The organism is Clostridium sp. Marseille-P7770, from assembly GCF_902143525.1.
Taxonomy (GTDB): Bacteria; Bacillota; Clostridia; order Lachnospirales; family Lachnospiraceae; genus Pilosibacter.
Genome location: NZ_CABFVC010000006.1, coordinates 94,200 through 120,129, shown reverse-complemented (window position 1 = coordinate 120,129; position 25,930 = coordinate 94,200). Strand labels below are relative to the sequence as shown.

The following is a 25,930-nucleotide window of genomic DNA, read 5'->3' as shown; positions in this document are numbered from 1 at the left end:
AGCGCCGTTTTCACTTTTTTGTGAACCGGCGCATTTTTTCCATCATTCTTCCGGTTCTGTTACCCGGTGTCCGCGGACAAGGAGCCTGTGGGTATTTACCCCATACGGAGTACAGGTATAAAGCGTCACAAGGTCTTTTCCGTTCTGGATATAAAGTTCTTCCGTCTCTTCCGGGAGTGTTACGAGGATCTGATCCACCTCATACGTGAATGTCTCGTTTAAGACATCCAGAGTGAACCGATCTCCCACTTCCAGTTTGTCCAGGTCGGTGAACAGTTTCGCCTTCACAAGACCGTTATGGGCGGCCAGCACACAATGGGTATTTTCACCGCCCACCGGCAGGCTTGTCCCATACCAGAAACCGGCGCCCGACTGAAGCGCCCGCTCTTCCGTTCCGTGATAAATGGGAATGTGGACCCCGATCTTCGGAATGTCCACATATCCCATCATCCCTGTTCCCCATGGATCCAGAAGGTGGTCAAGCTCCTCCCGTTCCTCTGCGGGAACCAGAAACTGTTCCTCTTTCTTTGCAAGTCTTTCATTGTACTCTCGGGCCGCCTGGATCATTCCTTCGCAGTCGATCCCCTGAAACCGGTCATACGCCGCAATCGCCTTGTTGAACTGATACTGATAGTACCAGTCACAGATATGCGGGTACAGGAAAATTCCCAGTCCCAGGAGAAATATGACTGCTATGAGGATCCCGCGCCCGGTGAGCCATGAAGGTTTCCTGCCGGAATTACCGGATCCATGCTCCATTTGCATCTACCTGATATCCATCCGGTGTTGTGGTGTTCGCAAGCATTGCGCCAAGTGTTCCCTTGTCGGATGCTGTGTTGAAGTAATACCACTTGCCGTCGATCTCATGCCAGCCGGTGTACATGCGTCCTCTTGTGTTGTCGTACTGAGTATGGAGATAATACCAGTTGTTGTTCCGATATAACCAGCCGTCTTCCATCCAGCCGTCTACATCAAAGTAGTACCAGTCGGAGCGGCCGTTCCATGTGAGGTATACCCACTCATCATGCGGGAATGTACCGTCATCATAGCAGAACCACCAGCCGTTTAATCTCCATGTTCCTGTCGCGTCGCGGTAGCCGCCCTTTGCCTGAATTGCCGCGTCTGTGTAATATTCCGGACGGTCAAAGTCGATGGCAAATCCGTAGGTGTAGAAGCCGTAGATCGTATCACCGATCTTTAAGTACTCGTTGGACGGAAGTCTTCCGTTGTCCTCCGTGAACTCGCCGCCCTCTAAGATCCAGCGTCCGGACTTACCGGCTGCGTTTGTGGCTTTGCCTCTTGTGGAGGTGCCATAGTCATAATCGCTGTCATCACTGTCACTGCCGCTTGATCTCCACCTGTAGGTGATCGTGAAGGTCGTTCCATCTTTTCCTACAACATATCCAACCGGGAATTTATCCCAGGTCTGATCGCTGTAACTGCTGCTCTTGCCCTTGGATGCAGGAATATCCGCAAGCGTAAGCTTCGTTCCAACCTCAAAGGTCTTTGTGAGTTCTGTCTGACCGTTCTCTGTAAATGTTCCGTTTACTACAACGAACTTGATATCGGTGTACTGCTTCTCCGGTGTTTTCTCGCATTTTGCTTTGAAGGTAATATTGATATCCTTATCTGCGCACCACTTTGCTTCGTCAGCGTCGTAATAGAGTTTTACTCTCGCCCCATCGTCACCTGCATTCGTATGGTTTCCATCATTAAATGCCTTGATGTACTTATCAGCGTTTACCGTTACAACACCTTCATCATCAACATCTTTGTCCTTTGAGAAATGGAAGCTGCCATCAATAAGACCAAAGGTCTCTTCCGCATGATCTGCGTCTGTCGTACAGATCACGGTGATTGCATTTCCGAATAGCTTCTTTAAGTCTTCTTTTGTCGGTCCTTTCGGGGATTCTGGCTTCTTCTCGGAACACTTTACGGTGAAGCTGACTTCCGCATTGTCATTGACAAGTTTCCAGCCAGCACCTGTATGGTCAAAAACAAGCTTTGCCGTATTCTTTCCCTGTACAGCATGTTCTCCATACTGTGAGTTGTACTCTTTTACATACTTATCTGCCTTTACAGTGATAACTGCCGTTCTGCCATTTGTCTCGACATCATAGCTGTCAGCAATAAGCGTATAATTTTCATTCTGGTGTGCATTGCTGCCGGTATGGACAAGCGCAACTTCAATGAGATCTTTCAGTTCATCCTCTGTCGGTCCATCCGGATCTTCGCTGCCTGCGCAGGAAATTTTGATTGTTTCGATTGAATCTGGAGCTGTCCACTTTTCTCCGTCCCATACCATATCGAAGGAAACATCGTTGGCCTTGGTAGCTATATGATTTCCGCCTTCTCCGACATCAAAAAGGCCTGCATAATATGCGCCCATTACCTTGACATGGCTGGCATAATTGCCATATGTTGAGTCGTATTTCACATCACCAACGATCACACGACCCTCGTCAATCTCTTCATCGAGAATATAATAATTTCTCTCTAATACACTGTGGGATGCATTGGTGTTTGTACAAATTACTGTGACATACGGAAGCTCCGCAGATACTGGTTTCTCCGGTACTTTCACCTCATCAGCTGCAAACCATGCCCAGAAGTTGATCGTCTCTCCACCTTTTACACCAGTCTGCTCTGTAAACGGGTCGATTTCATTTACAGAATTATTCTTTGTCCACTTTGTAAAATGATATCCTTTGTCACAGCTTACCGTCACGTTATCCTTAGACGGAGTCACTGTTGTCTGTCCTTCATCTAATGTGTATACCTGAACAATACCGCTTCCTGTTACCCAGTCTCCGCGGTCCTTACTTCCGAATTTTACAAGAACCTGCTCGGTATCCGGGGTACCATCTCCGCCTGTTTCACTGTTGTTTCCAGTATTCCAGGAATCACGATAGTAATAGATATCAATTGTCGTGTCTTCAGTGAATCTTGCAGTGTCTGGATTATAATCTACGGTCTTTCCGCCAGTCGTAACCGTTGTGCTGCGATATAAATATGTGTCACCTCGCCACGGAAGATCCTGTGTATAACCGGAGATTGCATCCTTTATAGAAGCATCTTTTCCTGCTGTCAGGTCTTTAATCGATACATTATCTGTATGATCAGGAGCAATATAGTGCTGGTTCACAGAGTAAGTAATATTGTTTTCCTCAGATGAACCATCTTTTTCCCAGATTGCGCTCAGATGAACCTGATGATTGGAATCTGCCGCGTAACCAACCGGTACACGATGGACCAATTTGTCCTCACCAAGCTGCCATCCTTTGAAAACATATCCAGACTTTTCTGGTGCATTACTACCGTCAAGGATTTCAATCATATCTCCGTCATTCATCCCTGATCGTGTCAGCATGCTACGATCTGTATTCAGCGTATAAGTTTCCTGCGCTTCATACTCTTCACTCCAGGTTCCACCATTTGCATCATATATGACACTGTAGATTGCCTGATTCGGCTTCTCTTTGGACACCTGAACATTAACAATATAGTTAATTGCCTCTGTCGGTGTCGGAATTCCTTCAGGGTTACTGGATACTACATAATATGTCGTATCACCAACGAGAATTGTTTCCGGAATTTCTGTAATCTTCTTAAAAGAAACATTTCCACCGGTAAAACCAATCCAGTCATTGTCTGTCTTTACAACCTTTCCAGTATCCTGATCCTTGTACTGAACCGTAAGTTTTGCTCCGGTAATGGATGGTTTCGGGAACTCTACTGTATGATTCTCTGATCCTGCCGTATAGCTCAGTACTGCGTCTCCATTAAGATTCACACTGCCAGCATTCGATGTATCTTTAACCTTCACATGATAAGTAAGACTGACCCCGTTTTCATCCAGTCCATTCGGATCATTCCAGGTAATCTCGTTCTTTGCAGAGTCATAATTAGCTGCAGCTCCACTGCCTCTAACTGTAATGTCACCGACCAGTTCAACATTACTTCCCAACGGGTCCGTAATTCCGGTCTTGATCTTCTGGCTGATCTTATTTAACGCCACATTCAGAGAATCCTCATCTGTCGCGTTAAAATTATAGTCAGATCCGTTTGCAAGACTCTTGAAGCCTTCGCTACTGAACGTGAAACCTACTGTATAGACTTTGCCGTTGTTGGTGGCTGATTGGAAATTCTCTAATTCTTTTTTAGGATAATATGGTTTGCTCTCATAACAAAACAAAGTATGTTTATGAAAATCTAACAGACTATTATAATATTCTTCCTTCCCGCAAGACAAGACATCTTTTCGATCATCTGTTTCACCATCTGCAACGATAATCAATATCTGGTCCGTATCTTTAGTGTCTCCGCTAAATTTTCCTAATGCATAATTGACCCCAGATGTTAACTCTGTGCCTCCAGTAATTTTTGTATGATCGCTATACGGAATTTCTGCTACACTCTCGCCCGTATCGCTGCTGAAATAGGTATAATTATATGTAATTCCATCGCTACCAAGGTTATCAGTCATCAGTTTTATCGCATTGGTAGCAATCTGCCAACGACTTTTCGTTTTCGAGGGATCGGCTTTAATTTTTGTACAGTGTGCATCATCCCCGCCAAAATGGTAATGTCCAATTTCTTTCGGATCCGTTTCTGTACACCAGCTCATCGACCCTGACGCATCCAGTAAAAATACAACATGTGTCTTTTTTGTTTCTACTTTCTCTTTAGCCTTTGCTGAGAGGGTAATCGTATAATCATTCGTGTCAGCATTATATACAGCTGTCTTATTAAGCTCAATATCCGGGTTTGCTTCTGTTGACGGCAATCCATCAAAGTTATATTTCTTTGCAGCCGGTGTCAGCGTACCAGATGGTTCACCTGACACATCCGCCAACGACACTCCCGGCACAGACCCAACAACCATGCAGGCCGTCATGAGTGCTGCCAGAACACGTTTTTTCATTCCGCGCTTCTTCATCTCTCTTTTCCTCCTTTTTCCGAATCGTGGATCGTAACTGTATCTCTGTCGAACAGTTACTGTAAGTCAATATTTCAATTGCTGCACACAGGATTCTTCTGTCTCTGTATGCTCACAAAGCTCCTCCTTTCCCCCTTGTTCCTTTAAATTTATAAAAATCACTCCCTAAACTGCATTCTATGCAGCAGAGCTGCCCGGTATTCCTGCGTTTGGAAGTGTTTTTATCAGTATTGTGATCCCCCTGCATTCTCAGGAATTTTCTTCGCGGTATTTCGCTAAAAATGGATCATATAACCGTTTTTCCGCGTCCAGCCGCGCCTGAACTGCCTCCTCATAGGTTGCGAAGCTGCCAAGATTGTAGGACTTTCCCTGAAAGCCAATGGAGGCTCTCCATCGGTTGTTTTCTCTTCTGTATACTCCGCGATGACCGGAAGTATTATTGGAAAATGTCTTTCTGCACGCGATCCGCTCCACACAGGTTCCGTCCGTAAAATGGATGGCTTTCTTCATATTTACCTTTCTCTGTGCTTCCTGAAGACAGCCGCAGCTTCTTGTGACCCCGGAGCGGAGATTCTCTTTACGGCAGATGCATTGTTTTCCACAGTCACACTGACAAAGCCAGTAGTCACTCATCCTGCCCGGACGATCCGTGCGATCACCTTCGGACGATCCGCTTTGCTCCACCGTGCCATCACGTTTTTCTGTCAGCCCCGCTGCCGGTCCCAAAACCACAAGCCTGCCGTACCGCTGTCCGGTGAGATCGAGGCGTTTTTCCTGAAGGCGGATCCGTCTTCTGCATCCACAGCTCTTCGTATGTCCGTTTTTCAGATGTGAATCTTCCACGGTGCACGTATTCCCGCAGTCGCACCGACACCGCCAATAGGTTTTCGGTTTCCCCGGAATCTTCACTTTTTCAATTACCACGAGACTTCCGTATCGTTCTCCGATCATACATTTTTTCATTCAAAAAAGCCGTCCATGACATAATGTGTATTATGTCATAACGAATCCCCCTTGTATTCATATATATACATAAAAATAATATCACGAAAAGCCTTTGTTTTCAATGGATATTCCGGGATTTTTGCTTTTTTGCGTTTTTTTAACATGATTTTCAAAAAAACATACGGTCCTGGAAGCGGGTTTGCAGATCGGTTCACTTTTCTAAATTAACTTTAGGAAGCGTAAAAAGCATGTAAATTTCATGTAAGAACGATGCAGAATCATCTAAGATAAGCCGTTCATGACATAATACACATTATGTCGCAGACGGATCCTTTATTTTCCCATTCATTCCGTGTTGCCTTTCTTTCCTTCCGATATTCCCTCTTCCCTTTGGACCAGTCCCAGCTCTAAATCCTTCGCGCAGGCCTCCTCGCTCGTGATCATCGTATACCGTCTCGTTGTCTCGATACTGCTGTGCCCAAGATAATCTGCCAGCCGTGCGAGGTCGTGTTCCTTTTCGTAAAAGCATCTCGCGAAGAGATGTCTCAGATTATGCGGGAACACTTTGCTTGCTGCCACCTTTGCCTTCTCGCAGAGACTTTTCATCTCCGTCCATATATTTCTCCGGTCCAGCGGTCTTCCGTTCCTTGAGCGGAAAATACTTCCTTCCTTGATCTTGTGCTTTCGGCAGTAGTCCTTCAGGATGATCAGAAGGGATCTTGGAATCAGGATGATCCGCACTTTTCCTTTAAAATCGATCCGTATCTTTCGCTCCTCCAGAGTCTCCGCTGTCAGATATTTTAATTCCCCGATCCGCATCCCCGTTCCCGCGATGGTCTGAAGGATGCAGAACAGACGCCCGCGATTCTCCCGGTTCGCGGTCATAAGAAGCCTCTGGTACTCTTCGCGCGTTAGTTCCCTCTCCTCCTCTCGAAAGATCCGTCTCTGTGTTCTGCATACACGCACCCGGAGATCGTCCCGGCCGATCCAGCTCAGATATCCATTCACCGCGATCAGCATGGAATTTACGCTGGACGTCCGGTATTTTTCTACGAGAAGCTTTTTATACTCCAAGATGATCTCCTTGCTCAGCTCCCGTTCCCCTGAAAATATCAGGAAATTCCGCACATCCCTCAGATACTTTTCGATCGTATTTTTACTTTTCTCGCATTCTGTTAAATATTGCCCATAATGTTCCAGATCATACTTCATGAACGATTCTTCTCCTGTTCTGTCAGGCTCTCTTTACCTGACATGTTTCATAATATGATGCTTTTCATTATTTCTCATTATGGCATATTTTTCAGAAAATTACTCGTATAATCTGCCTGTAAAAGCCATTTAATTCCAAAATTCCAGAAATTCCTGTATTTCCGACGAAATTCGACTTTTTCTCCAGGCAAGAAGGACCTCTGTTGTAAAATCAGCATCACAGACCTCACATGCTTTCAGCTTATCAGAAAGTTCCAGCATCGAAGTCGGCAGGATCGCGATCCCCATTCCCCGTTCCGCCATCGTGATCGCGGTCCTTGCATCTTCACAGGCAAGGTAGATATCGCAGACAAGTCCCGCCTCCTCAAACTTCGAGGCGATATATTTCTGAAACCGGTGGGACAGGATCAGGGGCTGTTCCGAGAGCTCCTGCAGATGGAGCGATGTGCGTCCTTTTAAAAGAGGAAACTCCGGAACTGCCATGGCGAGAAGGCGTTCCTCAGCCAGAGTTTTCGTCTCACAGCCCCTTAACGTAATTGGCGTGCGCAGGGTCGTGAGATCAAGGATCCGGTTCTCAAGCTGATCCCTCATCGTGAATGTGGATCCCTCGTGGATATCAAAATGGATATTGGGATGGCTTTTTGCAAAACGCATCAGGTAATGGGACATCATGGACACGGTGGACGGAGTCATTCCGATATGGATCGTCGCCGCCTGACTTGATTTTATGACCTCCCGCTTCGTTACCTCCGAGAGCATCAGAATCTTTCCCGCCTGTTCGTAGAGCGTTTTTCCCGCCTCCGTCAGTGTGATATGCTTCATACCGCGGATAAAAAGCGGTACCTGAAGTTCCTCCTCCAGCATTTTCATCTGGTAGCTTAGCGGCGGCTGTGTCATATGAAGCTCCCGCGCCGCACCGCTGATGGTTCCGGCGTCAACGATGGCCCGGAAGTATTCTAACTGTCTGATCTCCATAATCTCTCCTTCTGACCGGCGATCTGCAGACCTCCACTCTCACAACGGTGCGAATTGTGGGATCCGGATCCCGGATCGTAAACATCATAGTCTGAATGTAAAGAATCTTCTTGTATTATATAATATTTATTGTATTTCTATACAAAAACAATAATTTACATATATTATAGGGGATGCTATACTTGAAACGCAAGAAAAAATTTAGAAAGGATCAAATCCTTATAGGAAAGCTACCATGCATATGAAACGTATTGATTTTGAAAACGGAACCATAACGGGCAATATTCTCGGAGCCGCGCTCCCCATGCTGGTTGCCCAGATCTTAAACCTTCTATATAATATCGTGGACCGCATCTACATCGCGCGGATCCCGGAGATCGGAACAGCCGCTCTCGGCGCGGTCGGCTTATGTTTTCCGATCATTGTCATCATCACAGCCTTCAGCAACCTCTTTGGGACCGGCGGTGCGCCGCTCTTCTCGATCTTTCGCGGGAAGAAGGACCCTGACACAGCAAGGCGCATTATGAACACTTCTTTTACGATGCTCTGTGTCTGCGCTATGATCCTGATGGCGGTCGGCTTTCTCTTCGCCCGCCCGATCCTGATCCTCTTCGGCGCTTCCGCTGAGGCTATCATTTACGCTTATCCGTATATGATGCTCTATCTGATCGGAACCCTGCCGTCGATGATCGCAGTCGGAATGAACCCGTTTATCAACGCCCAGGGCTACTCCAGCATCGGCATGTTATCCGTCGCAATCGGTGCCGGAACGAACCTTGTGCTTGATCCGCTCTTTATTTTTGCCCTCGGACTCGGCGTCCGCGGCGCGGCCATCGCCACCGTGATCTCCCAGTGCCTGTCTGCCGCCTTCGTCCTGTTTTTCCTCACGAAAAAATCCGAGTTGAAGCTGCGGTTCCTTCATAAGAATGAGATCCCGGAATGTACCGGACACGCGAAAAATATCCTCAGCCTCGGTGCAGCCGGATTTATCATGCAGCTCACCAACAGTCTCGTAACGATCTGCTGCAACAATATTCTTTCCGTCACCGGCGGTGATATCTATATCTCCGTCATGACCATCATCTCCAGTGTGCGCCAGCTTGTTGAGACTCCGATCCACGCCATGGTAGAGGGAACCTCCCCGATCCTGAGCTACAACTACGGTGCCCGCAGACCGGGACGCGTGCGGAAATCCATTCTGATCATGAGTCTCCTTGTTTTCGGTTACACGGCCGTCATGTGGAGCATGATCATCCTCATCCCGGAAACGCTGATCCGTATTTTCAGCTCGGACGCGGCGCTGATTCAGGATGCAGTTCCGGCGCTGAACATGTATTTTGCAGCTTTTATCTTTATGGACCTCCAGTACATCGGTCAGGCGGTATTTAAATCCCTGAACAAGAAGGTCTTTGCAATCTTCTTCTCCCTGCTCCGCAAGGTATTCATCGTTGTACCGCTGACCTACTTTCTCCCCTACGCCATGCATATGGGAACCGACGGCGTATTCCTCGCCGAGCCGGTTTCCAATGTCATCGGCGGAACCGCCTGCATTCTCACGATGCTGATCACGGTCTTGCCTGAGCTGAAACGGATCGAGTTTGAGAACCGCAGGGCGGCATAAAGGCTTAAAGCGTTTTTTGCAAAAAAATAGAAGCTCTCCTCTGAGCTTCTATTTTTTTCTGATCTTCGCCACAAAGAATCCCTCAAAGAGGTCATCCGGTCCCACGAGGAGCGTCCCCGGCATCGCATTCGGAAGTAATGGAAGTTCCTTCGTCCACTCTTCCCCGATCGGTACAAGTTCTCCGCCTGAACTCTTTAACACGCGCTTTAAGAGACCTTCATTCTCCTCTTTTAAGATTGAGCACGTTGAGTAGACCATCTCATGGCCGGATTTTAACAGCTTCAGCGCCTTTTTTAACAGTTCTTCCTGGGTTCTCGCGGATCTTTCCACAAGTTCCTTTGAGATTTTTGTCCGGCAGACACCGTCCCGCACTTCTACGGTTCCGCTTCCGCTGCAGGGCGCGTCCAAAAGGATCCGGTCGAAGGAAAAGAAATCGTCAAGCTTTCTTGCGTCCTCCACCATCACGTAGGTTCCGGATGCCCCCTGCTTTTCCAGATTGTATTTTAACTTTTCTGACCGCGCCTTATTCTTCTCACAGGCCGTGATCTGCGCCTGATTTCCCGTCATCGCCGCCATCTGGGTCGTCTTTCCGCCCGGGGCGGCAGCCATATCGAGGACGGTCTCTCCCGCCTTTGGACCGAGAAACAGCGGCGGCAGCATGGAGGAAAGGCTCTGGAGATAGATTCCGCCTTCCTGATAGATCGGAAGTTCCTGGATCTCCGGCTCCCTTGCGTCCTCGATGATCATCGCATCCTCATACCATGATACATTTTTAAACGCGATCCCTGCACCGGTAAGTGCCTGTTCTACCGTGTTCCGGTCCGCCTTTAGGGGATTGACCCGGAGTGTCACCGGGCGTCTCGCCTGATATCCCGCGAGGATCTTCGCGAAAATTTCCTCTCCATACTGTTTTTTCAACATCTCTTCCAGAAATCCCGGAATCATCTGCTCCATAACCTGCTCCTTATCGATCTTTTCTTATCTCTTATCACAATTCACAAAAATATGTAACGATTCAGTACCTTCACAGTTACGCGCAGACCTGCTGAACAGTTACCTTTCTGCACTTTAACACTTAAAGTTAAAGATATTGAGTCCTGTCTCCTCGTCTTTTACGCGATCCACAACTCCGTCGATCACCGTGATCACCATCTCACAGGTCGCTCCGATGATGCCGCGGCTTAAATGTCCGCCGTACACATTGCCCTTCGCATCGGCTGCCGCCGCGTGGATGTGGCTGTAATACTTTCCGTCCATCGTGTTGATGGTTCCTGTAAAGGAGACGATCTCAAACATTCCCTCGAAATCATTCCCCATAAACTGACGTTTTTCCAGATCATAAATTCCTACGGTCATGGAAGAAAATGTACCTAATGCGCTGACGCTCGCGAGCTTCACATCCTCGAGCATCGCGATGCGTTTCATCTTCTCCAGAACATCCTCACCCTGATCGATCCTTGCTACGATCGTATTTCCAAATCTGCGGTATTCCATCGTTACCTCCTTTTATGCACACCTGCACCGCCCTGCCTGCAAGCCTTCGCCCGCTGCAGGATTGTGTTTTCCTGTGTGCAAAACACAACATTCATTTTTATGGTCTGTCGTAACTGTTCAGTACCTCACAGTTACGGTCTGTCTTCTATTATAAGACAAATTTTGTATACACGCAACACTCACAGAGCTTATAGCTTTTATCGAATCCCACGATCGTTACTGTTTACGCCTTGCGCAAATAGTAACTGATTTTGCCGATGCTTCGCATTCCGAATCGGCAAAATCCACTATCACCACTAACCATACCCTGCGCTTTTACACTCTCTTATAATCCGGTGCCACCGCGCACCCGATTCCCATTCCGCCCGGTCCGATATGGCAGGATACGCCGAGGGACAGATTATCGTAGAGAAGCGGAACACCAGGAAATGCTTCCTTGATCTCATCGACCCATGCCGCATTCTCCTCGTCTGTCCCGCTGGAGGATGCCAGCAGGTGGAGGGCACCGTCATTTAACGCGTCCTGAAAATTATCCCGGATCTCTGCCTGCATGGCCTCGATGGCCGCCTTCTTTGCTTTTACGATCCCGTGACATTTCTTAAAGGAGTCCAGTTTTCCTGTCTGAAGCTTCAGGATCGGCTTGATATTAAACACAGATCCCAATGCCGCTGCCGCCGGTGTCACTCTTCCGCCTTTCTTTAAGCACTCCAGCGTCTGGAGCGCGATATAGATCATCATCCGGTCTCCCGCCCTTTCAAGGAGATCACGGATCTGTTCCGCCTCATATCCCTTTTCGATCATATCCAACGTATCTAATACCATCTGGTGGAGCGGAGCCGCAACCTGTCCGTCATCTACAACGAGAACACGCCCCTCATACGCTTCATCCTTCGCCAACATCATCGCTGTCTCGTAGGAACCGCTGAGACCGCTGCTGATCGGTAAATAGAGGATCTTCTCAAACTGCTCCAGCGCCTTATCCCAGATTTCCATCACCGCAGTCGGGGATGGTTGGGACGTCGTAATATCCGCTCCGGCCGCCAGCTTCTCAAAAAACATTTCCCTGGACAGGGTCACGCTCTCGTAATAGCACTCCCCATCGATGTAAAACGGCATCGGCAGGACAAAAATCCCAAGTTTTTCCGCCTCTTCCTGGCTGATGCTGCTGTGACTGTCTGTTACGATTCCAATCTTCTTCATATAGGTATTTCCTCTTTCATTCTCTGATCCGACGCAGCCGGATTCCTGTAAAATCAAATCATTTTTGTCTAAAATATTTTGAACATCTAAATATCGTAACATTTTCATTCTTTCCAGTCAATAGGGTGGACACAAAAAATGACAGATTGTCACTATTGTAAATTGTAATTAAAAACTTAGAATTTTGTAGCTGATTATACGGTTGCAAAGGGGTTTAATAAAATCCACCAAAAGCCTTGAAAATAAAGGATTTATCGCAATGTGCCCGTCATATCCCTTTATACGATTTCACAACATTTTATGCTTCCCTCGACCACTCATAAGGGAAAAAACTTCCCAAAGAAGAAAGCAAGCCTATCGGCATTTGGGGACAGCGACACAAGGCATATCTGAAAGAACACAGAATAGTCACCTACATCACAATGCTGATGGAGGGCAAACTGAACAGCTACCTTGCCGATATTGACAAACAGGCTCAGAAGATGTATCTCCGTTTGATTGACGAGATGGCAGACAAGCAAGGCGTGACGGAGCAGATAAAAGCAGAAAATCCTATGGAATGGATAGGAAGGATGGGAAATATCCAAAACTGCGCAAGAGAGGTTGTCAACAGCGAGCTGATTTACGTATAGCATAGGAACAGGGCGAAGATACAATAAAAAGTATTTTCGCCCTGCCCGATGTTATTGAGTTAAAACTTTGGCTTTGGAAGATATATTCTTTTTGGTGGGTAGCATGAGGAGAGGAAAGTATTCGATTGACTTTCATTCCTCATGCTCATTCTTCCTACGAGGTAAAGCAAGTAAAACTGACATGAAAATAATCATTGCAAAAGCTATGTAATCAGAAAATACAAGGTCAGTTTTCAACCATACCGTAGTTATCAAAGTGGCACATACTGGCTCGGAGCAAGCAAGTAAACTGGCGGTAACACCGCCTACATCGCTTACGCCTTGTAGGTAGAGCGTAAAGGCAGCAGCAGTTCCAAACAGAATGATAATGCCTACATATATCCAGCCCGTTGTATCCATTTTAGGGAAAAACGACCATGATTTAGTGAGTACGCAAAGAGCGATACCACCTATCAACATTCCAAATCCAGTAATCGGGATACTGCCGTATTTCTGAATTAGTGCTTTTGGTATCATTGTATATAGCATCAAACTAACCGCTGCTCCTAAGCCCCAGAGCAAAGCAAGTGGGGACAATGCGAGGGCATGAAGATTACCACGGGTACTAAGCAGAAATACACCACCTACCGCAAGAACTAATGCCATCCACTCACGCCCTGTTGGTAAGCGCATAAGTTGCACACAGGTTACTGCCATGATAAGAGCTTGACCAAGATATTGCAGGGCTGTGGCAGTAGCTGAGTTGGAATAATAAATTGCTTTCATATAAGTCAACTGTACGGTCATTAGTCCGATCACAGCAAATAGCACCAGACGAAAGGCGGCTGTACGGTCTGTCCATACTGCTTTAATCGGCATATGTTTGAGCAGCCCAAAGGCAAGGAGAATGACACCAGCGCAGATCATGCGTGCGGTGGTAAGCCATTCACTGCTTATCTCATAGTTAGCAAATAGGTACTGCCCGATTGTACCGGAATATCCCCATAAGATACCTCCGGATAGAGCACAAAGGATGCCTCGTGTTTGTGTGTTCATATGTCTCACCTCGTTAAGTTCTTTCTTGTGTTTATTATAATATTGCGGTAAAATAAAAATGTATATCAGTATTTATGCAAATATTATTAATATTTTGAGGTCTTATGAAAGCAAAAGAATTAGATTTGACTGCTGTTGGTAAAGAGCAAATGATTCCAGCCTTTCCCGGTATGCCGTTCACCTGTTATACAAATATCTTTAGTGCAGATACCTATGATTATATTGATTGGCATTGGCATAGCGAAATTCAGTATTGCATTGTCTTAAAGGGTAGTGTGCTGTTCCGTGTGGGCGAACATTCCTATTCTGTAGAAAGTGGACAGGGGATTCTTATTCCTGCTGGTTTGGCACATATGTCCCGTCCTACTTCTTCTCAGCCTTCGGGTTATTTTTGCTTGGATATAGATTTGAACAAACTTCTATTTTCCGTGCCGGGACTGAGCGACAAAGAAAAAGACAGTGGAACGGCGGGACAAACAATGCTTCTGTACCAGCAACAAGACAGAGAACTTCTGCACTCAATCAATTCCCTGCGGGAGAAATACCAAATGCCACAGGAAGATAGCGCCCTATTGTTGTATAGCGAACTGTTTCGTCTTTGGCATATAACAATGCGGCGTATGATTGGCCCGACACTTGAAAATGCAGAGCGACAACACAATGAGCGACTAATTAAAATCTTGTCTTTTATTCAGCAACACTATATGGAAAAAATTTCATTAGAGCAGGTAGCACAGCAAGTCCATTTGAGCAGTAGCGAGTGTTGCAGATTTTTTAAGCAGACTTTGGGACAAACAATTTTTGAATATTTACAACAATACCGTATTCAAAAAAGCAAGGAACTTTTAAGGCAGTCGCAAATGACGATTGCAGAGATTGCATATGCTGTAGGTTTTAATAGCCAAAGTTACTTTACTTCTATTTTTCGGAAAGAAACCGGGATTACACCAACAGAGTACAGCTGGAGAGGATTTTGAAAATTCCTCTTAGAATGGCTATGTAGGTTTCTCTATAAAATTATTTAGGGCGGTTAAGCATTCTTGGACTTAACCGCCTTGTCTGCCGTAAAGCGAAACAGGCGGCGGCTGTCAACGGCGGACGTAGCCCGTTCATCTTGACTGTTGACTGCTGCTGCCTGTTTTGCTATCTGCCCTATCCCACGGAGGAATGACGGTGGGATAGAGTTTTTCTATGTAATCACCGCTGCTTGTGTCGGCGGTGTGGTAATGCCGAAATTATCTGTCTCTGTCTTGAGACTTCTTTCTTGGCTTGCGTTCCTGTCTGCCCTGTGCCTGCAACTGCCTGAGCCTGTCTCGGACACTTTCTTTTTCGGGCGTTTTTGCGAGCTTGCCTTTTTCCTTGACCTGCTGTTCCCATTTGGCAAGGTCATGGTTGTACTGCTCCACAACACCCTCCATTTGCGGAAGGTAGTCATAAGCACCTGCACATCGGGATAACCGTCCGCTTTCAGAATACCGGACAGCTCGTCAAGCATTTTGGAGATTTTCTGCTCCACCTGCTGTATCTTGCTTTCCAACTCCTTTATTTTTGTCGTTACTATAACACCCCCTACGATATAACTACTTCGCGGCTCGATTTTTCGGTTTGGAAAAGGATGAAAAACCTTGCCATAAACCTGCACCCCTTGATATACGGGGCTTTTCCGGTTTGTCGTAATTATACCGTAAGGGCACACCTACACGAGCAATCTGCTCTCAGGCGGTGCAAAGCCAACGGATGTGCAGGAACTTCTCGGACACTCGGATGTAACTACCACAATGAATATCTACGCTCACGCCACAAGGGAGGCGAAGCGTACTTCCGCAAGACTGCTTGATAAGGTGGTCGAGGAAGCATAAGGATAAAAAATTTCCCTTGGTTTCGCCCTTAAGGGAAAAAACAAAGGAAATTACACAAAAAACGAGCATTGAACAAGCAAAAAGCCTTGATATATCAATGATTTTTGAGATTTTAAGCTTTTAAATTGTAAATTGTAAACAAGTGAAAACACGCTTCGCGAGTTTCCCCTTGTTATCGCGACAGTCGCCAAGGTCTCGCGCAAGCGCGGACTTTGGCTCGTTGTTCGCGTAAATAAAAGGCGCTGTGTCACATCCTATTTTCCATGACACAGCGCTCAAAATTTTACCTGTTATTTCCCTTGCAGTTTTATGTAAACTGCATATTCATACAGCCGGCAATCTCTTCCTGCATGTATGATACTTATTTGTAGTTGACGATCTTTCCGAAATCAGCCTTTAAGGATGCGCCGCCTACAAGTCCGCCGTCGATATCCGGCTGTGCGAACAGTTCTGCCGCATTGCCTGCGTTTACAGATCCGCCGTACTGGATGCGGATTGCTTCCTTCGTTGCTTCATCGTAGATCTCACCGATGCACGCACGGATCGCGCCGCAGACTTCCTCGGCCTGTTCTGTCGTTGCTGTCTTTCCGGTTCCGATCGCCCAGATCGGCTCATAAGCGATCACAGCAGTCTTTGCCTGGTCTGCTGTCACGTTCTGGAATGCGATCTTGACCTGCTTGCGGATCCAGTCCAGAGTGATTCCCTGCTCTCTCTGGGTAAGAGTCTCACCGCAGCAGATGATCGGGGTCAATCCATGCTCGAATGCCTTTAAGACTTTCTTATTGACGGTCTCATCTGTCTCTGCAAAGTACTCTCTTCTCTCGGAATGTCCGATAATGACGTATTTCACGCCGGCATCTGTCAGCATATTCGGGGAGATCTCGCCTGTATATGCGCCTTTCTCCTCGAAATACATATTCTCCGCGCCAACCTCGATGTTCGTTCCCTCGCATGCCTTTACGACAGGAATGATGTCGATAGCCGGTACGCAGAATACAACGTCCGCTTCCTCCGTCTTAACAAGCGGCTTTAATGTCTCAACGAGTGCCACTGCCTCGGACGGAGTCATGTTCATTTTCCAGTTTCCAGCGATAATTTTCTTTCTTGCCATGATTATCTACCCCCATATATACCAATATTTATCTTCAAGATCCATATCCAGGATTCTCTCTGAACGATAACATTCAAAAACTACATCTGCAGTTTTCCATACTATGACAAAATCCGGGACGGGATCACCGCCCCGGATCTGAAATCTCGGACACTATAATATTTACAGCCAGGGAAGTAACTGCGTACATTTGCTCCCCACCGTGCATCTTCTTGTTTTTATTTCATAAAAACAAGAAGCCGGGGGCGTGCCCCCTATACCGGAACAGACCTGAAAGGGCTTGTGCAAGCGAGCTTGCAGCGCCCTTCCACGCCTGTTCCGGCGCACGGTGTACTGGTTTCATTCATTTATTTATCGTCAGCTGCTGCAACGCCCGGGAGTTCTTTTCCTTCCAGGAACTCTAAGGATGCGCCGCCGCCTGTGGAGATGTGGCTCATCTTGTCACCGAAGCCGAGCTGGTTGACAGCTGCTGCGGAGTCACCGCCGCCGATGATCGTTGTCGCATCTGTCTCAGCGAGTGCTTTTGCCACTGCGATCGTACCAGCAGCAAGTGTCGGGTTCTCGAATACGCCCATCGGTCCGTTCCATACAACGGTCTTTGCGTTCTTCACTGCGTCCGCGTAGATCTTGCAGGTCTCAGGTCCGATGTCAACACCCTCTTTGTCAGCCGGGATCGCATCTACGGAAACATACTCAACCTCGACCGGAGCATCGATCGGGTTCGGGAACTCAGAGACAACCGTCGTATCAACCGGAAGAAGAAGCTTCTTGCCAAGCTTTGCTGCCTTATCCATCATCTCTTTGCAGTAATCGATCTTTGTATCGTCAACTAAGGACTTACCGATCTCCTTGCCCTGTGCCTTTAAGAAGGTGTAAGCCATACCGCCGCCGATGATAAGAGTATCGCACTTCTCAAGGAGGTTGGAGATTACATTTAACTTATCAGCAACTTTCGCGCCGCCGAGGATCGCAACGAACGGGCGAACCGGATTTTCAACCGCATTTCCGAGGAACGCGATCTCTTTCTCCATCAGGTAGCCGACTACGTTGGAGCCGCCCTTTGCGGAGATGAATTTTGTAACGCCAGCTACAGAAGCATGTGCTCTGTGGGAGGAACCGAATGCGTCGCATACATAATCGTCTGCGAGGTCAGCCAGCTCTTTGCTGAACTGTTCGCCGTTCTTTGTCTCCTCAGCTCCGCGGAAACGGGTATTCTGAAGAAGAACGACATCTCCCTCTTTCATTGCGTTCACAGCCTTTGTTGCAGCTTCGCCGGTTACGTTGTAATCGGATACGAAAACAACTTCTTTTCCGAGTTTCTCAGAAAGGCTCTTTGCAACCGGAGCAAGGGATTCTCCCTCGTTCGGGCCATTTTTTACTTTTCCAAGGTGGGAGCAAAGAATCACTTTGCCGCCATCGTTGATCAGCTTCTGGATTGTCGGAAGAGCCGCGTTGATACGTGTCTCGTCTGTGATCTTACCGTCCTTTAACGGTACGTTGAAATCGCAGCGGACCAGCACTCTCTTTCCCTTTACGTTGATATCATCAACTGTTTTCTTATTTAAAGACATGTTGGAATTCCTCCTTTTTATAAATCGAAAAAAAGGGTCCGGTCCTCATCAGACCGGACCCTTTGCTGAGTCTATTTTCTTCGATAACTGCTCGAAATTAAGCGTTTAACAGTTTTCCGAAGTGCTTGATGGTACGAACCATCTGGCTTGTGTAGGAGTTCTCGTTGTCGTACCAGGATACAACCTGAACCTCAGATGTGTTCTCGTCGATCGGAAGAACCATTGTCTGTGTTGCATCGAAGAGAGAACCGTATCTCATACCAACGATATCGCTGGAAACGATCTCATCTGTGTTGTAACCGAAGGACTCGTTGGAAGCTGCCTTCATTGCTGCGTTGATAGATTCCTTTGTCGGCTGGCCCTTAACAACAGCTGTTAAGATTGTTGTGGAACCTGTCGGTGTAGGAACACGCTGTGCGGAACCGATGAGCTTGCCGTTTAATTCCGGAATTACAAGACCGATTGCCTTTGCAGCACCTGTGCTGTTCGGAACGATGTTGATCGCTGCAGCACGGCTTCTTCTCTTGTCGCCCTTTCTCTGCGGTCCGTCAAGTGTCATCTGGTCGCCTGTGTAAGCGTGAATTGTGCACATGATACCGGACTGGATCGGGTAAGCATCGTTTAATGCTTTTGCCATCGGAGCAAGGCAGTTTGTTGTACAGGAAGCAGCGGAGATGATGTGGTCATCTTTGCTTAATGTCTCATGGTTTACATTGTAAACGATTGTCGGAAGATCATTTCCTGCCGGAGCGGAGATGATAACGTGCTTAGCACCAGCATCGATATGAGCCTGTGCTTTTGCTTTGGATGTGTAGAAGCCTGTGCACTCAAGAACAACGTCTACACCGATCTCGCCCCACGGAAGCTCTGCTGCGTTTGCTTTCGCGTAGATCTTGATCTCTTTGCCATCAACTGTGATGAAATCTTCACCGTAAGATACGGTATCTGCAAGAGCGTATCTGCCCTGTGTGGAGTCATATTTTAAAAGGTGTGCGAGCATCTCCGGAGAGGTTAAGTCGTTGATCGCAACGATCTCGAATCCCTCTGCGCCAAACATCTGTCTGAATGCAAGACGGCCAATACGGCCAAAACCATTAATCGCAACTTTAACTGCCATTTTTCTTTTCCTCCTAGAAAATGATGTGATTGTTCACGTTGAACAGTCATGGATTGTTAAATAATAATCAACCTTAAGGTTATTGTACCCAATTCCTATAGAAATAGCAAGTCCTTTTTGAAATCTTTTCCTAAATAAAACCGTCCCAAAGCCGCCTAACCTTCCCTCATCATCCCACCATCCTCCAGCCCGCCTGTAAGGCTTCAAACAAAATCGCCCCCTCCCGGACTCTTCTCTTCTTCCCTCTCAGAAAAAATTGCTTTGCCTGCCAGCAAACCCTTTTCTTAATCCCGCCAATTCCCCAACCAGCCGGTGAGAGTTCGACTGGATGTGCCTGATCCCGGGAGCTGGCTTCCTCTTGGCTCGCGGGAGAATGCGTTAGGAAACAGACGGCACTTGTCTGAGCGCAGCGAGTTGTGCCGTCTGTTTCCTGCCCTTAGCATTCTTTCGCAAGCCTAGAGGAACCCTCCCGGCATCCCCAGCACATCCAGTCGAACTCTCACCGGCCCGCCAACACATTTTTTCAACACAATTTTCTTTTCCTCCCTCTTGCATCTCCCCCTCATTTTCTATATACTAAGTGATAAATATTTTCCATCCCACTCCCGGAGGACCCACATATGATACAGAAATTCCGAAAACTATCCCTGGAGAGTCAGCTCTTTTTAAGCTTCATGGCAGTATCCATCTGTCTTCTGCTCCTCTCCCTAAGTATCACCCTGTTCTCGACGATCACACGCCAGCGACAGGAGATCGATAAAAATATCAGTGCGCTCGCCTCCTACATCGCGTCGATGGACAACGTGATCTCCATGCTGGAAAACGGATATCCGGATGACTCTGCCATTGAAGAGCTGGATTCCCTGTCCGAAAACTTTTCCGACCTCAACGTCATCGCCGTCTACAACACCAACGGTCTCCGCTTTTATCACACGAACCGTCAGGAGACCGGCGAAACCTTCGTCGGCGGCGAGGAAGAAGCGATCTTAAAAGGAAGCCAGCCCTACATCACGACCGGCTACGGCACCCACGGAACACAGCGGCGCGCCTTCCATGCGGTCCTCAGTAAGGACGGGCACATCATCGGCTTTATCATGGCATCCGTCTTCAACACGTATATCTTCGAGCAGATGCAAACGCTCTTTCCTACCTATTTACTGGCCGCAATGGTCATGCTGGTGGTCAGTGTCCTTCTGTCGCACGGACTCGTATCGCTCCTGCGCGATTCCCTGATGGGCCATCATCCGACCGAGCTTCTTGATCTCTATCTCCGCCAGGATGTCGTTCTGAATGCATTGGAAGAAGGTCTGATCGCGACCGATTCGAATGGCGTGATCGCCTATGCAAACCAGGCGGCAAGACAGCTCTTTCAGCTGCCGCAGCCGGCGCCGGCCACTGAAGGCTGCCATTTTAAGGACCTCTTTCCTGCCTCCCAGGCAGACCGCGTCCTGACTTCCGGAGTTCCGTCCTACCACCGGGCCTGCACCAACGGGAACCACAGACTTCTCGTGAGCGAAGTTCCCGTCAACTCCCAGACAGGTTCCCATGCCGTCCTGACTATCATCAATGACCAGACCGATATGGAGACCGTCATGGATGAGCTCACCGGAGCAAAGGCGATGCTGGACACACTGAGGGCTTTTAACCATGAATTCTTAAATAAGCTTCATGTCATCCTCGGCTACCTCCAGACAGGTCAGACAGAGGAAGCCATCAAATTCATCATCAACAGCAACCTCGTCTCCAGCCAGTCGATCCGGCAGACAGCCGACTGCATCCGCGTATCAAAGATCTGCGCCCTGGTCATCGGAAAGATGATGCACGCCGCGGAACTAGGGATCCTGCTCACGGTATCCCCCGACAGCCGGTGTCTTGAGAAAGATCTGCTGCTGCCGATGGAAGATTACATCACGATCATCGGAAACCTTCTCGAAAACGCGATTGAGGAGCTTTCCAACGGGGAGCATGAGATCAAAGAGATCACGCTTGGACTCTACTGCGATCCGGACTGCAACATCATCACCTGTGAGGACACCGGCAGCGGGATCCGGCCGGATCTGATCGACCGGATCTATGAGCGTGGAGTCTCATCCAAAGGCGAAAACCGCGGAACCGGACTTTTCCTGATCAAACAACTTGTCGAAGAATCGCACGGGGATATCTCCATCGAAACAGAAGAAGGAGAAGGAACCTGCTTTACCATTACATTTACCGGAAAGGAGAAACCATCATGTACCATGTAATCATCATTGAAGACGACCCGATGGTCGCATCCATCAATAAACAATATATCGAAGTCAGTACCAATTTCCGTGTAGAACATCTCTTCAAAAACGGAGCGGAGGCTCTGCCCTATATCAAAACAAATCCTGTTGATCTCGTGATCCTCGATTACTATACGCCAGTCATGAACGGAGGTGAATTCCTCGACGCGCTCCATGCGGCAGGACTCACCCCGTATGTGATCATGGTCACCTCCGCAAATGACACGGATATCGTCCGCTCGCTCTTAAACCGCGGCGTCACGGATTATCTTGTAAAACCGTTTGAATATACACGTTTTAAGGCGGCTCTTGACCGTTTTGCGGAGATGAAGAAGTACCTGGAAGATTCCCATGCCAATCTGGACCAGCACGCCATCGACCGTCTGGTTTCCGGAAGCGAGCCCACAACAGAGGCAAAACCGACGCTGGCAAAGGGATTGAACGAGACTACCCTCAATATGGTCCGGGAATATCTGATGGCAAATCCTGACGGCTTCTTCACCAGTGAACAGATCGCCGAGCAGATCCATCTCTCCCGCATCACAATCCGCAGATACATGAACTATATGGTAGATACCGGCGAGATCATCAGCACCATCGACTATAAGACGGGAGGACGGCCTTCCATCAAATACGGCTTCGGGAAAAAATAATAAACAGGCATTTCTTAAGACTCCGCACGGATCTGATCCGGCGGAGTCTTCTGTTCAGAGCGTGGCGAACGAAAGTGATTTTTCCGGTTACGATAGTTACACAATTTATTAGATACTTACATAAATTGACATTATATACAAAATATTTTATTCTTTTTATAAAGTTTTTACACTTTTTCCATCAAAATAAGCGGGGTATAAACGGTGGAAGCTGTTTTTTTACTGTGAGCAGTTTCTAAAAATGCAGAAACTGAAAGATCTCAGCAACGCAAAAGGTAAAAACGACTGTAACTGATGCAAGACAGTTACCAAAAAAGGATTGGAGGATTTTTTATGGAAAGTATCATCAGCTATTTCGGCACCTACACACCAGCTGCCGATGGCGCAATCGCAAATTTCAAATTTGAGTATTTATGTACTCTCGGCTTTGCAGCAATCGTAATCTTCCTCGGACGCGCGATCGTCGCACATTCCGCGGCATTAAGAAAATACGCGATTCCTGCTCCGGTCGTTTCCGGTATCATCTTTTCACTTCTGATTTCCGCGATCAAGATGACCGGCACAGTCAGTATCAGTTTTGACGCAAAGGTCATGAAAGACCTCTGTCAGAACCTCTTCTTCCTCTGCGTAGGCTTCGGCTTCAGTGCAAAGATGTTAAGACATGCCGGCGGAAAGCTCTGCGTCATGATCGCATTTGCTGCCTGCCTCCTGATCACCTGTCAGGATGTTCTTGGTGTTGCGATCGCTCACCTGATCAACTTAAATCCGCTCCTCGCTCTCCAGTGTTCTTCCTCAGCGATGTCCGGTGGTGTTGGTACCGCATCTGCCTTTGGTCCGATCTTCGAGGGCTGGGGCGCACAGGATGCTACAACGATCGGTGTTGCGGCAGGTACTCTTGGCAACGTTATGGGCTCCCTCATCGGTGGTCCGGTTGCAGCTTTCTTAATTGCAAAACACGGTTTAAAGGCTGACCCGAACGATAAGCCGGAAGCAAAGGCAACCGGCAAGGCACCGGAGCTTGACAACACAAAGATGATCATGATGTTCGCAATGTGCTTACTTCTCGCAGCTCTCGGTATGCCGATCTACTGCTTACTCGACAATATCCCGATGATCGAGATGCCGAAATTCATCGGCTGCCTCTTCGCTGGTGCCATTGCAAGAAACGTCATGGAAGCAGCAAACATCAAGTTCTATGTTCCGGAGGTTGACGCCATCGAGCATATGTTCCTGGAGCTTTACCTTGCACTTGTTCTTATGACAACAGACTTCACAAAGCTTGCCCCGGTTGCAGGCCAGATGGGTATCATCCTCGTGGCACAGGCGATCCTCATGGCTCTGTTCGGTATTTTCGTATCCTTCAATCTCTTTGGCCGTGACTACGGCGCAGCCGTTATGACAGCCGGCAACATCGGTTGGGGCTGCGGTTCCGGTCCGAACGCGGTAGCGAACGAAAAGGCTGTTATGGATCAGTACGGATGGCACAACATCGCATGGGTTCTTTACCCGTCCTTCGCTGTTATCATCGATGATATTTACAACCCGATCTTCCTTTCCATCTTTGGTGGATTATTCAAAGGCTGATCGGAAACATAAGGTTTTCACGAATTATACAGAACCTCCCTTAAAAATCCCTCAGGAGAGCTCCCCACTCTCCCGAGGGATTTTTTTTCGACTTATTTCTTACTGTCAAGTCTTTCCCCGTTAAGTATCTGTTCATTTTTATTGTTTCTCTGTATCTGTTTTCGTAAGTTTTTTACTGTAATTTTATAACTTTAGTTACTTTTGTCGGTTAATAGTTTCGAAAAATTGCAAATATTTTTATAATATTTTATACTTTTTTCATAAATTTTAGCAACGGTCCTTCCTGATTTTCAAGTTACTAAAGTTTTATCTTCCGGGTGATCCGACCGTTTCCTCTGTGGGGAGACAGGAAACCTTCCGGTCTCAGAAGCGGACGGAATGATATGACCAAGAAAGCAAAAAAAGGATTGGAGGAACTCTTATGGAAAGTATCATCAGTTATTTCGGCACCTACAAACCGGCAGCCGACGGAGCAGTCGCCTCTTTCAAGTTTGAGTACCTGTGTACTCTCGGTTTCGCGGCCATCGTGATCTTCCTCGGCAGGGCCATCGTTGCCCGTTCTGAGACGCTCAGAAAATACGCGATTCCGGCGCCTGTTATTTCCGGTCTGATCTTCTCGATCATCGTATCCTGCATCAAGGGGGCAGGAATCGTCGGAATCTCCTTCGACGCGACGATCATGAAGGATCTCTGCCAGAACTTATTCTTCCTCTGCGTGGGCTTCGGCTTCAGCGCAAAGATGTTAAGACATGCGGGCGGAAAACTCTGTGCCCTGATCGCATTCGCTGCATGCCTCCTGATCACCTGCCAGGACCTTTTAGGTTATGCCCTGAGCCAGCTGATCGGCATGCATCCGCTCCTGGCCCTTCAGTGCTCTTCCGCAGCCATGTCCGGCGGCGTTGGTACTGCTTCTGCATTTGGCCCGATCTTTGAAGAGTGGGGCGCTGCAGACGCTACCGTTGTCGGTGTTGCGGCAGGTACCATGGGAAACATCATGGGCTCCCTCATCGGCGGCCCGGTCGCTGCTTTTCTGATCGCAAAGCACGGCTTAAAAGCTGACCCGAACGATAAGCCGGAAGCACACGCAACCGGTAAAGTTCCGGAACTCGACAACACAAGAATGATCATGATGTTTGCATTATGTCTTCTTCTCGCAGCACTCGGTATGCCGATCTACTGCTTACTCGACAACATCCCGATGATCGAGATGCCGAAATTCATCGGCTGCCTCTTCGCAGGTGCGATCGCAAGAAACGTCATGGAAGCTGCCGGCATCAAGTTCTATGTTCCGGAAGTAGAAGCGATCGAGCATATGTTCCTTGAGCTTTACCTTGCACTCGTTCTCATGACCACAGACTTTACAAAGCTTGCTCCGCTTGCAGGTCAGATGGGAATCGTTCTCGTTGCACAGGGTATCTTCATGGCACTCTTCGGTATCTTTGTATCCTTCAACCTCTTCGGCCGCGATTACGGCGCAGCTGTCATGACAGCCGGAAACATCGGCTGGGGCTGCGGTTCCGGTTCCAATGCTGTCGCAAACGAGAAAGCGATCATGGACCAGTACGGCTGGCACACCATCGCATGGGTTTTGTATCCGTCCTTTGCCGTTATCATCGACGATATCTACAACCCGATCTTCCTTTCTATCTTCGGAGGCTTATTCCGTTCATAGAAATACATGTGACATTCACTAAAGGTCATTTGACCTCCCTCTTTTC

General features: G+C 47.7%; 20 protein-coding genes and 2 pseudogenes. 8 read left to right on the top strand and 14 right to left on the bottom strand.

What is annotated here, in order from left to right; translation table 11 throughout:
- Nucleotides 1-42 precede the first annotated feature (42 nt).
- The 5 genes from FN001_RS15225 to FN001_RS15205 form a co-directional block, all read right to left on the bottom strand.
- Nucleotides 43-759, bottom strand: coding sequence for a class C sortase (locus tag FN001_RS15225; protein ID WP_185911962.1), 717 nt, complete (start codon nucleotides 757-759; stop codon nucleotides 43-45).
- Nucleotides 740-4,939, bottom strand: a complete 4,200-nt coding sequence (locus FN001_RS15220; RefSeq protein WP_142412403.1) for an InlB B-repeat-containing protein — start codon at nucleotides 4,937-4,939, stop codon at nucleotides 740-742. Before FN001_RS15220 ends, FN001_RS15225 begins: the two co-directional genes overlap by 20 nt.
- A 249-nt stretch (nucleotides 4,940-5,188) precedes the next feature.
- Nucleotides 5,189-5,902, bottom strand: coding sequence for an AP2/ERF family transcription factor (locus FN001_RS15215; RefSeq protein WP_142412402.1), 714 nt, complete (start codon nucleotides 5,900-5,902; stop codon nucleotides 5,189-5,191).
- A 327-nt stretch (nucleotides 5,903-6,229) separates the two neighbouring features.
- Nucleotides 6,230-7,096, bottom strand: coding sequence for a tyrosine-type recombinase/integrase (locus FN001_RS15210; protein ID WP_142412401.1), 867 nt, complete (start codon nucleotides 7,094-7,096; stop codon nucleotides 6,230-6,232).
- A 129-nt stretch (nucleotides 7,097-7,225) separates the two neighbouring features.
- A complete protein-coding gene (locus FN001_RS15205; protein WP_015554965.1) occupies nucleotides 7,226-8,071 on the bottom strand; it encodes a LysR family transcriptional regulator in 846 nt (281 codons plus the stop codon).
- 241 nt (nucleotides 8,072-8,312) lie between these two features.
- Here FN001_RS15205 and FN001_RS15200 point away from each other — a divergent pair, with 241 nt between their 5' ends.
- Nucleotides 8,313-9,692: an MATE family efflux transporter gene (locus tag FN001_RS15200; RefSeq protein WP_142412400.1), complete on the top strand. Its 1,380-nt coding sequence runs from the start codon at nucleotides 8,313-8,315 to the stop codon at nucleotides 9,690-9,692.
- A gap of 48 nt (nucleotides 9,693-9,740) precedes the next feature.
- On the opposite strand, the gene FN001_RS15195 is transcribed toward FN001_RS15200, so the two are convergent.
- The 3 genes from FN001_RS15195 to FN001_RS15185 form a co-directional block, all read right to left on the bottom strand.
- Nucleotides 9,741-10,646, bottom strand: coding sequence for an RsmB/NOP family class I SAM-dependent RNA methyltransferase (locus tag FN001_RS15195; protein WP_142412399.1), 906 nt, complete (start codon nucleotides 10,644-10,646; stop codon nucleotides 9,741-9,743).
- Between the two features lie 114 nt (nucleotides 10,647-10,760).
- Nucleotides 10,761-11,186 (bottom strand): PPC domain-containing DNA-binding protein, encoded by a 426-nt coding sequence (locus tag FN001_RS15190; RefSeq protein ID WP_118297051.1) that lies wholly within the window; start codon nucleotides 11,184-11,186, stop codon nucleotides 10,761-10,763.
- Nucleotides 11,187-11,501: 315 nt separating this feature from the next.
- The gene (locus FN001_RS15185) at nucleotides 11,502-12,386 is read right to left on the bottom strand and encodes a DegV family protein (RefSeq protein WP_142412398.1); all 885 of its coding nucleotides are present in this window, start codon (nucleotides 12,384-12,386) and stop codon (nucleotides 11,502-11,504) included.
- 344 nt (nucleotides 12,387-12,730) lie between these two features.
- Between FN001_RS15185 and FN001_RS15180 the strand changes: the two are divergent.
- Nucleotides 12,731-13,018 (top strand): annotated as a pseudogene (locus FN001_RS15180) (TnpV protein); the annotation flags it as partial.
- Between the two features lie 132 nt (nucleotides 13,019-13,150).
- Here the strand turns inward: FN001_RS15180 and FN001_RS15175 are convergent.
- The gene (locus tag FN001_RS15175) at nucleotides 13,151-14,053 is read right to left on the bottom strand and encodes a DMT family transporter (protein WP_142412397.1); all 903 of its coding nucleotides are present in this window, start codon (nucleotides 14,051-14,053) and stop codon (nucleotides 13,151-13,153) included.
- A 104-nt stretch (nucleotides 14,054-14,157) separates the two neighbouring features.
- On the opposite strand from FN001_RS15175, the gene FN001_RS15170 reads away from it, so the two are divergent.
- A complete protein-coding gene (locus FN001_RS15170) occupies nucleotides 14,158-15,030 on the top strand; it encodes an AraC family transcriptional regulator (protein WP_142412396.1) in 873 nt (290 codons plus the stop codon).
- A 258-nt stretch (nucleotides 15,031-15,288) separates the two neighbouring features.
- Here FN001_RS15170 and FN001_RS18220 read toward each other — a convergent pair whose 3' ends face one another.
- On the bottom strand, nucleotides 15,289-15,459 hold the full coding sequence (locus FN001_RS18220) for a hypothetical protein (RefSeq protein WP_185911961.1): 171 nt from the start codon (nucleotides 15,457-15,459) through the stop codon (nucleotides 15,289-15,291).
- 285 nt (nucleotides 15,460-15,744) lie between these two features.
- On the opposite strand from FN001_RS18220, the pseudogene FN001_RS15165 reads away from it, so the two are divergent.
- A pseudogene (locus tag FN001_RS15165) lies at nucleotides 15,745-15,912 on the top strand (tyrosine-type recombinase/integrase); the annotation flags it as partial.
- A 361-nt stretch (nucleotides 15,913-16,273) separates the two neighbouring features.
- On the opposite strand, the gene tpiA reads toward FN001_RS15165, so the two are convergent.
- The 4 genes from tpiA to FN001_RS18215 all read right to left on the bottom strand — a co-directional run bounded on the left by tpiA (nucleotide 16,274) and on the right by FN001_RS18215 (nucleotide 19,918).
- Nucleotides 16,274-17,023: a triose-phosphate isomerase gene (tpiA, locus tag FN001_RS15160; RefSeq protein WP_015554970.1), complete on the bottom strand. Its 750-nt coding sequence runs from the start codon at nucleotides 17,021-17,023 to the stop codon at nucleotides 16,274-16,276.
- Nucleotides 17,024-17,370: 347 nt separating this feature from the next.
- Nucleotides 17,371-18,594, bottom strand: coding sequence for a phosphoglycerate kinase (locus FN001_RS15155; RefSeq protein ID WP_015554971.1), 1,224 nt, complete (start codon nucleotides 18,592-18,594; stop codon nucleotides 17,371-17,373).
- Nucleotides 18,595-18,691: 97 nt separating this feature from the next.
- Entirely contained in the window at nucleotides 18,692-19,711 is a 1,020-nt protein-coding gene (gene gap / locus FN001_RS15150) for a type I glyceraldehyde-3-phosphate dehydrogenase (RefSeq protein WP_142412395.1), read from the bottom strand.
- Nucleotides 19,712-19,744: 33 nt separating this feature from the next.
- Entirely contained in the window at nucleotides 19,745-19,918 is a 174-nt protein-coding gene (locus FN001_RS18215) for a hypothetical protein (RefSeq protein ID WP_185911960.1), read from the bottom strand.
- A gap of 413 nt (nucleotides 19,919-20,331) precedes the next feature.
- Between FN001_RS18215 and FN001_RS15145 the strand changes: the two genes are divergently transcribed.
- The 4 genes from FN001_RS15145 to FN001_RS15130 all read left to right on the top strand — a co-directional run bounded on the left by FN001_RS15145 (nucleotide 20,332) and on the right by FN001_RS15130 (nucleotide 25,884).
- Entirely contained in the window at nucleotides 20,332-21,954 is a 1,623-nt protein-coding gene (locus FN001_RS15145) for an ATP-binding protein (RefSeq protein WP_142412394.1), read from the top strand.
- Nucleotides 21,942-22,628 (top strand): response regulator, encoded by a 687-nt coding sequence (locus FN001_RS15140; RefSeq protein ID WP_118321114.1) that lies wholly within the window; start codon nucleotides 21,942-21,944, stop codon nucleotides 22,626-22,628. The genes FN001_RS15145 and FN001_RS15140 overlap by 13 nt, the downstream gene beginning before the upstream one ends.
- Nucleotides 22,629-22,961: 333 nt before the next feature.
- Entirely contained in the window at nucleotides 22,962-24,212 is a 1,251-nt protein-coding gene (locus tag FN001_RS15135; protein ID WP_142412393.1) for a sodium/glutamate symporter, read from the top strand.
- A 421-nt stretch (nucleotides 24,213-24,633) separates the two neighbouring features.
- Nucleotides 24,634-25,884, top strand: a complete 1,251-nt coding sequence (locus FN001_RS15130) for a sodium/glutamate symporter (protein ID WP_118297058.1) — start codon at nucleotides 24,634-24,636, stop codon at nucleotides 25,882-25,884.
- Nucleotides 25,885-25,930: the final 46 nt, after the last annotated feature.

Coding starts and splice junctions, on each gene's coding strand:
- FN001_RS15225 (WP_185911962.1), bottom strand. CDS start 759: ATGGAGCATGGATCCGGTAATTCCGGCAGGAAACCTTCATGGCTCACC.
- FN001_RS15220 (WP_142412403.1), bottom strand. CDS start 4,939: ATGAAGAAGCGCGGAATGAAAAAACGTGTTCTGGCAGCACTCATGACG.
- FN001_RS15215 (WP_142412402.1), bottom strand. CDS start 5,902: ATGAAAAAATGTATGATCGGAGAACGATACGGAAGTCTCGTGGTAATT.
- FN001_RS15210 (WP_142412401.1), bottom strand. CDS start 7,096: ATGAAGTATGATCTGGAACATTATGGGCAATATTTAACAGAATGCGAG.
- FN001_RS15205 (WP_015554965.1), bottom strand. CDS start 8,071: ATGGAGATCAGACAGTTAGAATACTTCCGGGCCATCGTTGACGCCGGA.
- FN001_RS15200 (WP_142412400.1), top strand. CDS start 8,313: ATGAAACGTATTGATTTTGAAAACGGAACCATAACGGGCAATATTCTC.
- FN001_RS15195 (WP_142412399.1), bottom strand. CDS start 10,646: ATGGAGCAGATGATTCCGGGATTTCTGGAAGAGATGTTGAAAAAACAG.
- FN001_RS15190 (WP_118297051.1), bottom strand. CDS start 11,186: ATGGAATACCGCAGATTTGGAAATACGATCGTAGCAAGGATCGATCAG.
- FN001_RS15185 (WP_142412398.1), bottom strand. CDS start 12,386: ATGAAGAAGATTGGAATCGTAACAGACAGTCACAGCAGCATCAGCCAG.
- FN001_RS15175 (WP_142412397.1), bottom strand. CDS start 14,053: ATGAACACACAAACACGAGGCATCCTTTGTGCTCTATCCGGAGGTATC.
- FN001_RS15170 (WP_142412396.1), top strand. CDS start 14,158: ATGAAAGCAAAAGAATTAGATTTGACTGCTGTTGGTAAAGAGCAAATG.
- tpiA (WP_015554970.1), bottom strand. CDS start 17,023: ATGGCAAGAAAGAAAATTATCGCTGGAAACTGGAAAATGAACATGACT.
- FN001_RS15155 (WP_015554971.1), bottom strand. CDS start 18,594: ATGTCTTTAAATAAGAAAACAGTTGATGATATCAACGTAAAGGGAAAG.
- gap (WP_142412395.1), bottom strand. CDS start 19,711: ATGGCAGTTAAAGTTGCGATTAATGGTTTTGGCCGTATTGGCCGTCTT.
- FN001_RS15145 (WP_142412394.1), top strand. CDS start 20,332: ATGATACAGAAATTCCGAAAACTATCCCTGGAGAGTCAGCTCTTTTTA.
- FN001_RS15140 (WP_118321114.1), top strand. CDS start 21,942: ATGTACCATGTAATCATCATTGAAGACGACCCGATGGTCGCATCCATC.
- FN001_RS15135 (WP_142412393.1), top strand. CDS start 22,962: ATGGAAAGTATCATCAGCTATTTCGGCACCTACACACCAGCTGCCGAT.
- FN001_RS15130 (WP_118297058.1), top strand. CDS start 24,634: ATGGAAAGTATCATCAGTTATTTCGGCACCTACAAACCGGCAGCCGAC.